The 9,003-nt window shown below is 62.8% G+C and carries 9 protein-coding genes and 3 pseudogenes; 4 read left to right on the forward strand and 8 right to left on the reverse strand.

Features of this window, described 5'->3' with window-relative positions; all coding sequences use genetic code 11:
* Positions 1-143: 143 nt before the first annotated feature.
* Complete coding sequence (locus K6T84_RS23290; RefSeq protein WP_329786934.1) at positions 144-623, forward strand: hypothetical protein; 480 nt, start codon at positions 144-146, stop codon at positions 621-623.
* 108 nt (positions 624-731) lie between these two features.
* On the opposite strand, the gene K6T84_RS23295 is transcribed toward K6T84_RS23290, so the two are convergent.
* From K6T84_RS23295 to K6T84_RS23330, 8 genes and pseudogenes are all read right to left on the reverse strand, one after another.
* On the reverse strand, positions 732-1,145 hold the full coding sequence (locus tag K6T84_RS23295; protein WP_329786935.1) for a hypothetical protein: 414 nt from the start codon (positions 1,143-1,145) through the stop codon (positions 732-734).
* Between the two features lie 111 nt (positions 1,146-1,256).
* Positions 1,257-2,000 carry a hypothetical protein gene (locus K6T84_RS23300; RefSeq protein ID WP_329786936.1) on the reverse strand — a complete coding sequence of 248 codons (744 nt, stop codon included), beginning with the start codon at positions 1,998-2,000 and terminating at the stop codon, positions 1,257-1,259.
* Positions 1,997-2,578, reverse strand: coding sequence for a hypothetical protein (locus K6T84_RS23305; RefSeq protein WP_329786937.1), 582 nt, complete (start codon positions 2,576-2,578; stop codon positions 1,997-1,999). Before K6T84_RS23305 ends, K6T84_RS23300 begins: the two co-directional genes overlap by 4 nt.
* Before the next feature lie 1,208 nt (positions 2,579-3,786).
* Positions 3,787-4,221, reverse strand: a complete 435-nt coding sequence (locus K6T84_RS23310) for a type II toxin-antitoxin system VapC family toxin (RefSeq protein ID WP_046286737.1) — start codon at positions 4,219-4,221, stop codon at positions 3,787-3,789.
* Positions 4,222-4,224: 3 nt separating this feature from the next.
* Positions 4,225-4,679 (reverse strand): annotated as a pseudogene (locus K6T84_RS23315) (type II toxin-antitoxin system Phd/YefM family antitoxin).
* A 487-nt stretch (positions 4,680-5,166) separates the two neighbouring features.
* Complete coding sequence (locus K6T84_RS23320) at positions 5,167-5,745, reverse strand: carboxymuconolactone decarboxylase family protein (RefSeq protein ID WP_036428816.1); 579 nt, start codon at positions 5,743-5,745, stop codon at positions 5,167-5,169.
* Positions 5,742-6,878: a zinc-dependent alcohol dehydrogenase gene (locus K6T84_RS23325; protein WP_046286738.1), complete on the reverse strand. Its 1,137-nt coding sequence runs from the start codon at positions 6,876-6,878 to the stop codon at positions 5,742-5,744. Before K6T84_RS23325 ends, K6T84_RS23320 begins: the two co-directional genes overlap by 4 nt.
* Positions 6,875-7,243: pseudogene (locus K6T84_RS23330) on the reverse strand (TLP1 C-terminal extension domain-containing protein); the annotation flags it as partial. The pseudogene K6T84_RS23330 and the gene K6T84_RS23325, both read right to left, overlap by 4 nt.
* Before the next feature lie 275 nt (positions 7,244-7,518).
* Here K6T84_RS23330 and K6T84_RS23335 point away from each other — a divergent pair.
* The 3 genes and pseudogenes from K6T84_RS23335 to K6T84_RS23345 all read left to right on the forward strand — a co-directional run.
* Positions 7,519-8,043 carry a TetR/AcrR family transcriptional regulator gene (locus K6T84_RS23335; RefSeq protein WP_008256180.1) on the forward strand — a complete coding sequence of 175 codons (525 nt, stop codon included), beginning with the start codon at positions 7,519-7,521 and terminating at the stop codon, positions 8,041-8,043.
* A 53-nt stretch (positions 8,044-8,096) separates the two neighbouring features.
* The gene (locus K6T84_RS23340) at positions 8,097-8,534 is read left to right on the forward strand and encodes a PaaI family thioesterase (protein ID WP_046286743.1); all 438 of its coding nucleotides are present in this window, start codon (positions 8,097-8,099) and stop codon (positions 8,532-8,534) included.
* Positions 8,534-8,950 (forward strand): annotated as a pseudogene (locus K6T84_RS23345) (alpha/beta hydrolase); the annotation flags it as partial. The gene K6T84_RS23340 and the pseudogene K6T84_RS23345, both read left to right, overlap by 1 nt.
* Positions 8,951-9,003 lie beyond the last annotated feature (53 nt).

The following is a 9,003-nucleotide window of genomic DNA, read 5'->3' on the forward strand; positions in this document are numbered from 1 at the left end:
CCCCCCCCCCCCCCCCCCCCCCCCCCCCCCCCCCCCCCCCCCCCCCCCCCCCCCAGCCGGTTTCTTCGTGCCCAAAGCCCGCTCCCGTTAGGAGCATCGAAAGAGTTGAGCACCGGGAGAGGCAACGTCAATATGGTGTGGGTATGACTACGCCACCGTCGTATGTGCCGGACTCCGCGCTGACGGACATTGCCAAGATACGGCGTGAAGCAACGCGCGTTGCGGCGATAGTCCATCATCCGCCGGACGAGATCTTTTCGAGTACGAACTCGGCGTTGCAGCAGCAGGCGGCATTGGATGCCTTCTACGTAGGCATACGGCTGTTGATCGAGTTTTTGGAAGTCCGTCCCGCCAACCGCGATCAATCCGCATCGGACACCCTGCCAGGCTGGTCGATCTCGCACATGACGCAACCTGAGGTAGGCCAGTTGCTGGCGTACCACGAAGACACAAGCAAGCACGTCGTGCACTTCTCGACGCTGCGAACCAACCAGATCCAGGTCAACGAGCCGGATATCCGGAAGGTCGCTGATGACATCCTTGCCGTGTGGGACGAATTCGCCAGGGCGAGTGCGCATCCATTTGTCTTGAGGAGCGCGGATCTTGCGGGGTACCACTTTTAAGTGACGGCGAACACGCGGTTGGTGACCAGTATCGGCCTGTGAGGCTAAGTGCACTCCTGGTATCTACGCATCATCCGGCTCGCAAACCCGGCAAGGAGAGATCGTGCGTCATAGAGGATGCAGCGCCACTACGTTGCCGAGGAAGCCGAGCCCGAGGCCAAGCAAAAGCAGCGCCACGGCACCCCACCGCCGGAGATCGCTGATGTCGTTCTGAGCGGTCACGTACTTCACCAACGCCCTGCGTTGGATGGCAGCGGCTGGGCCGGTTTGATCCACGAAGCGTTCCTGGGCTACGTCAGCCAACTGCTCCATTGCCTGTTGGAAGCGTGGGTCGCGCGGCCTATGGCGGACCTTCTCGATTTGCCGGCGGTGCTCGTCGGCAGCAGCCTCTGCATCGGTCAAGTCGGACTTTAGCTGCCGCATATTGCCAATACTGGTCCGTACGTCCTGGATCACGCCGATTGCACCGAACAGCTCCAACAGGAAAGCCAGCACGTAAAGGATCAAGGCCGCGACGTTCATCACCGGAAACGCTATCGGCCAACTACGCAAAGCTGTGGTGGCACGCCGCAATGGTTGGGCATTGTCCGGGCTGGTCCCGGCCGGCTGGCGCTTGCCGCTGCGGCCTTCGCGTCAGCGGGAAGGTAGGGCGACGTGGCGCCGCAGCAGGGCACGTATGCGGGCTGGCACCATGGTCGGTGGGCTGGCGATCATCCGGGCGGCCACGCGTGCTGCATCGCCACGCTCGCCACGCCGGGTCGTCTTGGGATCGTCCATGTGCCATTCCGCAGCGAGGTATTCGGGCTGGGTCGCGACTATCTCTAGTAGGGTCCCGATGTCCTGGAGATCGTGCTCGACGGCACGGACTGTGCGTGCCAGGATTTTCAGTACGAACGCGGCTTCGACGTCGGGGACGGGTATCTCAAACCCGATGGTGTCGCCGTTGGTAAGCCGGGCGGTCACTGCCACGCGGATTGGGCTTGACGCCAGCGCCAAACGGAGCCCCGGCGCCCCGTCGAACGCCCGCTTGCCGATGTAGCGCACACCGGGTTTGGCCTCGGTCGGGACCAGGAGGTCGATCGCCCGGTCGCCGAGTACGTAGCGGTTGCTCGACTCGGGGGTGTATCCGAGGTGGGTGAACTGGTCGTGAAATCTGCCTTCGGAGGCCACATTGACGTCGATTCCGGTGTCGGCGTCCGAGGTCAATCGAGGCGTGCCCGGCACGTTGTAGATGTGGCGCAGCAGCCTGACCATGTGACCGCCGATGATGAGGTACTCGCGGTCGCCGGCAGCCGTGGCCACGTCGCGAAGGGCAAGCATGCCGTGGTCGTCGGCTGCCGCGGTGCATGCTAGGACGACCGATACCGGTGCGGTCATCTGGTCGCGATCCAGTTGGCGAGCCGGTCCGGGGCGCCGTCACCAAGGTCTGCGCCAGCAGTGAGGTCTTTGAGTACCACTATCGGGTCTACGGTCGGCAGGCTGAAGTGTTCGCCTTCGCAGGTTCGCTGCCACCAGGTCGCGGTCGTCCAGACGGTTGGGTCGGCCGGAACCCGTAGTGTCAGCGTCGCTTCGTCGGCGGTGGACTCCACCAAGTCGGAGACGGACAGATCGATCAATTCCTCGGAGTAGACGAGGCCTCGGGTCGGTATCCGCCAGGGCCGCAGCGCATCCGCGGCGACTTCGCCGCCGGCGAGGATCCGCACTGTGAGCTCGTGACCGAGTTTGATGGCGCTGCGGACCTGCTCTACTACTGGTTCCATGCCGTACCAGTAGGTCTCGACAAGTCCGTCGTCGGCGGGGATCGACGCCAGCGCGGCAAGGCACGCACGTCTGGCACCTTCGGGCATGGGGGTGTTCGGCAGGGGATCTTTCTCGGCCATCTGGGACACCGCCTGCTGACTTATTCCGACCGCCGCGGCGATGTCGCGCTGAAGCAGGTGTTCACGCGTCAGCACGCAGACTCGCTCCACGGCGTGTCGCCGTCGCCGTCGCTGGCTTACTGCGCGAAGTTGATGTCCCGCTGTGGGGGTTCGGTAGACCTTCCCGGAAAGCACTAGTTCACCGGTATCGCCGATGCTGAGATCGACTGCGCCATCGTCTAGGAGCGCAGAGCGAGCTTCGTCTGTAATGGTTTCGCAGATGACCAGAAGTCGGTGGCTGGGATGGTGGCGACGATGCTCACGTACCGGTGCTGGGGACGCTAGTCGTTCGGTGACCAAGAACTCCGCTGTAACTGTGTGATCTCCGAGGCGGTAGGTGACGCTGTGAGCGTCACCCGTTACGACAGGGACACCTGCGTCGGCTAGTCGCGCGGGGACCGAGATTGATTTCACTCCACTACACTATCAAATCATATTCGTCAAACAAGCTATTAAGCAGAAGTCGGAGTTTGCTTGTTTGACGATGTGGTTAGAATTTGGTATTGCTTGCCCTGGCTGCGGCCTGCGGTCCCCTGCAGTTGGTGATGGGTCCGCCGCCGCGTACGACATGTTCAGATCGTTCCATAGACTCCGTAGGCGAAGACCCCGGAACGATCACTGGCCTGGCCATATCGCCGGGGTTACGTCTTTTGCGCGTCGCAACGCAGTTCCCACGGAGTGCAAGCAGTTCCCGAAGGTCACGGGACTGTGCTCACCGCTGACGAAGCCCGCCAGTTGGCGGGGGCGCACATGAATGACGATATCGAGGCGGCTCTAAGGGTGGGCTGCCATGTGTGCGACGCGCTTCCGCATCAGTGGTGCCACTCGGTGGATGGCGTCAGCTAAATGCACGCGACGCGCCTGGAGAACGTGAATCTGATGGAAAAGATGCGCGCCGCCGTAGAGGCCGCGCGATAGTCGGAACAGTCGAACGGTCGCGACCTTGGCTTGAGCACATAGAGGTCCAACGCAGTCAGCCGCCGACCGTGTCCGGTGTTCATGGACCAGCGATAACCAACATCCGTAGTCACGTGTCGGTGAACCACGACATCCGGTCGAAACCAGCAAACGGAAAAGCCCGCTCCGATGTATTTCAGGGCAAGCTCCGAGAATTGCTTAGCTAACCTAAAAATTGTGTCCGAGGGGGGACTTGGCCACTTACGACACGGGTTCTGACCTGGCGAATCGGTACCTGATCGTCATCCATGCCGGGGTCGACCCACCTCTGACGTCGAGCGGTCGGATTAGCGGTCGAGTTGGGCGGGGGCGAGTCGGCACCCGGCGGCTTGGGCTCCGGCGTGCAGGCGTCGGTCCCAAACGGCGACGATCAGGCCGGGGTCGCCGACTGCCAACGCGCTGGCCAGATGGACAGCGTCGGCTCCGCGCAAGGCATGGGCGCGGGCGAGGCGGCCGGCGTGCTGTTCAATTGTCGCGGTGAGTTCGACTGGGCGGGTGGCGGCCCAGAAGTCCTCCCAGTCACGCTCGGCAGCGGCGAGCTCGGATTCAGTTAGGTCGTGATTGCGGGCTGCTGCAGCGAGTGCGGCGCGGACTTCGGGGTAGGCCAGACGGCTGGACAATGCGGCGTCGCAGCCGTCCCATAGCGCGGACGCCAGCGAGCTCCCTGTCTCGGTGGTGAGAAGTTTGACGAAGGCGCTGGCGTCGAAGTAGACGAGCGGCACCGGTCAGCGCCGCTGGTCGCTGACCTGGTCAGACACCGGCCGCCGCGGCCTGGGCCGGGACCGTCCCGCAGCGACGGGCCGCTGCGCGGTGGCCCTGCCAATCACGCCTTCGGCCGTGAGACGCTCCAAGGTGCCTGCGCTGTCCAGCGCAGCGAGTCGCGCGACCGGAATCCCGCGGTCGGTGATGACGACCTCACCACCAGCCCGAACTCGATCGAGCCAATCGCTAAGGTGCGCGCGCAACTCGGTCACGGATACCTCCACACCGTGAACTGTACACTCGCTGAACCGTGATTTGTACATGTCACTCCTGAGTGTGGCAACGACGACCTGAGAGATTGACCTGCGCAAGCCGGAGGCGAGGTGGCAACGGGCCGGTACACCGATTCGTCCGCGGTGCTGGCGACGCCGAGACGGTCGATATCATGGTGGCTGGTGGCCTTCCGTCCAAGCTGCATCCGAAGGTGTTGCGGCGGAAGGTGTTTGCCGTCCCCGGTGGGACTTCGGCGCAGCTGGCGTTCGTGGTCAGCTGCATGGAGGCGGCAGCGCCTCGGTGTCGGACGCCGGGTCTAGCTTGCAGCAGCGGGCTCTTGAATTCTCTGCTTGAGGTGCTGTGTGCGGTGACTGCTGGCGATCGCCTTCATTGGCGTTCTGTTGCCAGCGACCCGATTGAACGACTCTCCCAGTAGTAACAGTTGGCCTGAGTCGCGAAGAACCTCGACATGCCTTGGATCGTATTCGTATGACGGAGCGTGCTTCAAGCTGGTGTAGGCGTCCCAGAACAGTTGGCTCCACATGTTTAGTTGGTGGCATTACCCCGAGACCGTGGCTATGAGACCGAAATCACAACTACCCGTTTGAAATTCAATAGCCCACAACTGACTAGGAACATAAGGGGTAACCGAGCTTCAACTTGGGTGCGATTGCTGAACAACCGGTTTTTACTCAATCGTCACGTCGAGGGGCTCGCCCATCGGGCGGCCAGGAGTCGGTACCCGACTCAAGCGGAATATTCAAGGATCGAAGCAGGATCGAAAAGAGCCGCCAATTGGCGATCGCTCCGACAAGTTCGACCAAAACCGCGTGATCGCCATTGAATGCCTTGTGGCACGCGGCCCAGTTTTCCTCGGCAATGACCCCGTCACGTACCACATCATCGGTCGCCGCCAGGACTGCACGCTCGGCATGGCCCAGACGATTGGAACTTTGCCAGTCACGCACCGCCAGAAGGTCATCCGAAGCCACACCGAGCAGCGTCGCGATTCGCCAATGCTGTGTCCACTCATATACCGACCCCGTTACCCAGCCGATGCGCATGATGATCAATTCGCGTAGCCGGGCGTCGAGCACACCGTTAAATAGCAGCGCCTCGAGCATTCCGTACAGGGCCACTGCGAGGCTCGGCTGGTGAAGTGCCACGCGAAATACTGACAGTTCTGCCATCTCTTCGGGCAGCCCACACTCGGCAGCCCGCAGCCGGGCCTGCTCAAGGTCGAGCATCGGTACGCGTTCCGTCCTCGTCACGTGACCTTTCTCTGTTGAAGCTCCGCATGCTGTGAGGGCGTGGGCACGAAGACGTTGTGCAGGGCCGCACTCGATTTGGCATTTTCATCTGCAAGCGAACTGAGCAGCGGCGCGAGACCAGCGAATCCGGTTGATTCTCTTGTGATCCGGTCGAACGGCCAGCGGCGCGTGGCCAGAATCTCGAGGGCTGCCCGGTAGGCGGGATACTCCACGCCGAGTGCACCGGAGATGTGTAATTCCTTATACACCAGCGTGTCTGGTTCAAAGCCGGGCGCGCCGCCTCCGCCGCGGGTGCCGGCAACCACGACCGTGCCGCCAGGCCTGGCAAGGGCGACGGCGTCGGCGAACGCGGAGGGTGCTTTGGCGGTGACATCGACGACCACGTCGGCAAGCTGTCCGCCTGTCTCACGCTGGAGCGCTGTCACTGCATCGTCCTGCGATACGTCGATGGGCAGGTCGACACCGAATGATCTGGCTATGGCCAGTCGCTGATCGTCGCGTGGACCGATGCCGGTCATCGCGACGAAAGCGGCTCCCGCCTCTTTCGCCGCCACCGCCGCGCAGATCCCGCGGATGCCCGGTCCCAGTATCGCTACGATACCCCCCGCCTTGGTGTCGGGAAGAGTTTTCCCCCATTGGATACCGGCCCCGAGAGGGTTGAACAACGTGGCGAGAACGGGGTCCATGTCTTCGGCAATCGGGAGTAGCATCGCGTCCCACGGAAGCTCCACATGGGTGGCGTATCCGCCCCATAACCCGGCGCCGATCTCCACGTCGACGAACCCGAACATGGTGGCGATGCCGTTCACCGCACATCGCCGGTATTCGCCGCGGCGACACTCCGGGCAGTCTCGGCAGGACCGGAACACCTCGACGGCCACGCGCTGGCCGGCCTGGACGCACAAGCGTTCGCTGGCCGCATTGCCGACATGTTCGACGATGCCGACGATTTCGTGACCTGGAACGAATGAGAAGCCGGCAGGCAGGTGTCCGGTGAATTGTTCGTGATCTGTACCGCATAGACCACATGCTTCAACTCGCAGGATCGCACCGCGGTCACCGACGTCGGGGATGGTCATCTGGCGCCGCTCCAGATTCCGCGGTCCGGTCAACACCATGGCCTCGGCGATCATGGAAGCTCGAATCCCGTGGACGACCCTGTGTTTCGGAGGCAAACCGTTCTGCCAACGTACATCTCGCCCGCCATCGCCTCGGCAATCTGCGGATCGTCGCTGCGTGCGACGACTCTTCGCCCGTCGGACAGGTGCGCGATGATCGGTGTCCATCGAGGTCGCCCGTCTCGGTCGTATTCGACCGTGTACCCGTCCACTGTCGCGCGACCGGTCGCCTCGTCGACGCCTGCGACGGCCAGCCGCGATGAATCGATCTGAGCTTGTTCGTCTGCCGTGTCGATCAGTCGCCACCCGGTTGGTGGAGGGGTGGCCGACCACACACCGACCGAATGTTTCGTCGAATACCAACCGAGGCCGGTGACGACGTCGTCCCCGCGATGGGTTACTTCGCCTACGCCGACCACCACCGGAGTACGCGCTTCTACCGACAATCGATCACTCGCTCAGGGCCACGGGCTGTTGTGAGACACGAATGCGATGGTGTCATATCTGCAGTCAAGCCACAATGGTGTGCGCCCGCGGCATACTGGCTGTTGTGTCGACGAAGTTGGTGCGATGGGGTGCCGCCGCGCCGTCAGATCGTGGTTCCGCTCGCGACCGATTGCTAGATGCTGCCGAGCGGTGCCTAGAGAGTTGCGGCGTGGTAGGCACGACCATGGAGGACATCGGCAGAACAGCGGGTGTCTCCAGGGCAACGGTGTATCGCTACTTCCCTAATCGGGAGGCGGTGATGTCGGGCGTCATCATTCGCGCCGCCGAGCGCTATCTCGATCGCATCAACCCCCGGATCGCGGAGCACACCGATCTGGGCTCCGCTCTCGTCGATTTCGTGGAATACACAGTTGAGGCCGCGCGCCGCGAAGAGATCATCGGATTGTTGTTCGGCAGCGACGAGGAACTCGCCGGCGTTGGCCTCGCGGCGGGGACCTCGACGTCACTCTTCGAACTCGTCACCGAGTTTCTCCGTCCCATCTTCAGGAGACACTGGAGTTACGTAGAACCGGGCGTCTCCGTCGACGACGCCGCCGAGTGGGTTCTCCGCACGATACTGAGCCTGCTGACTGTTCGAGGACCGCGGGAGCGCAGTCGTGACGGGCTCCGGACATTTCTTTCAAGGTTTCTCCTTCCCGCAATCCTGGCGAGCGACCATTGTCGACCGATGTGACAGACAAGGCGTAATGTCTCAACCACAGCTGAGGTAGGAGGCCGGACATGTCTGTGCAGTTCACCACGTTCAACCAGCAGGTCGCTGAACAACTGCAGAGCGCAGCAGAAACCACGGGCGGGTTGGCCGGTTACCTCGGCTTCCGGCACACTGACTTCACTGCTGGACGGCTCGTCGCGGAGATGGACGCACGCGACGACCTGAAGACGCCTTTCGGCAACTTGCATGGCGGCTGCTTGTCGGCCATGGTCGACCATTGCCTTGGAGTGGTGTTTTATCCCGTGATTCCGATGGGATCCTGGGTCGCGACGACGGAGTTCAAACTGAATTTGCTTCGTCCAGTTTCCAGCGGAACCTGTGTAGCCACGGCTGAGATCATCTCGCTGGGCAGAACCAGCGGTGTGGCACGTATCGACATCTGCAACGACGGCAGAGCGGTGTGTGCGGCGCAGGGCACCGTCACCGTCGTCGCACCGAAGGCCATCTCTTGATGTCTGCAAACAGAGCACATGATTTGTCCGCTCCTGTCGTCGAGCGCGTGCCCACGGTGGATGGGCTCTCGCTGGCGGTCGACTTCTACCGCTGTGACGGACCGCGGGCGGTCGTGTTGCTCCTTCACGGCGGTGGTCAGAGCCGGCACGCCTGGGATGTCACCGCCCAACGATTGCATCAGCGGGGCTACACCGTTGCCGCCTACGACGCAAGGGGACATGGTGACAGCGACTGGGATCCAGACGGACGCTATGACATCGAACGGCTGGGGTCCGACCTGTTGGCCGTGCGCGCGTACGCCGGCTCCGCCCGCCCAGTTGCCGCGATCGGGGCATCGTTGGGCGGTTTGACCATCCTCGGCACGCACTTGCTCGCCCCATCGGAGCTATGGCAGGCCGTCGTCCTGGTTGACATCGAGCAATGATCAGAACCTGTGGATGACCCTCGGTGGGGCGGCATGAAAGTGGG

The organism is Mycobacterium zoologicum (assembly GCF_020181635.2).
In the GTDB taxonomy this organism is placed as follows: domain Bacteria; phylum Actinomycetota; class Actinomycetes; order Mycobacteriales; family Mycobacteriaceae; genus Mycobacterium; species Mycobacterium zoologicum.

Excerpts from the sequence above, each read along its gene's own strand:
- K6T84_RS23325 (WP_046286738.1), bottom strand. The coding sequence starts at position 6,878 with ATGATCGCCGAGGCCATGGTGTTGACCGGACCGCGGAATCTGGAGCGG.
- K6T84_RS23290 (WP_329786934.1), top strand. The coding sequence starts at position 144 with ATGACTACGCCACCGTCGTATGTGCCGGACTCCGCGCTGACGGACATT.
- K6T84_RS23300 (WP_329786936.1), bottom strand. The coding sequence starts at position 2,000 with ATGACCGCACCGGTATCGGTCGTCCTAGCATGCACCGCGGCAGCCGAC.
- K6T84_RS23295 (WP_329786935.1), bottom strand. The coding sequence starts at position 1,145 with ATGAACGTCGCGGCCTTGATCCTTTACGTGCTGGCTTTCCTGTTGGAG.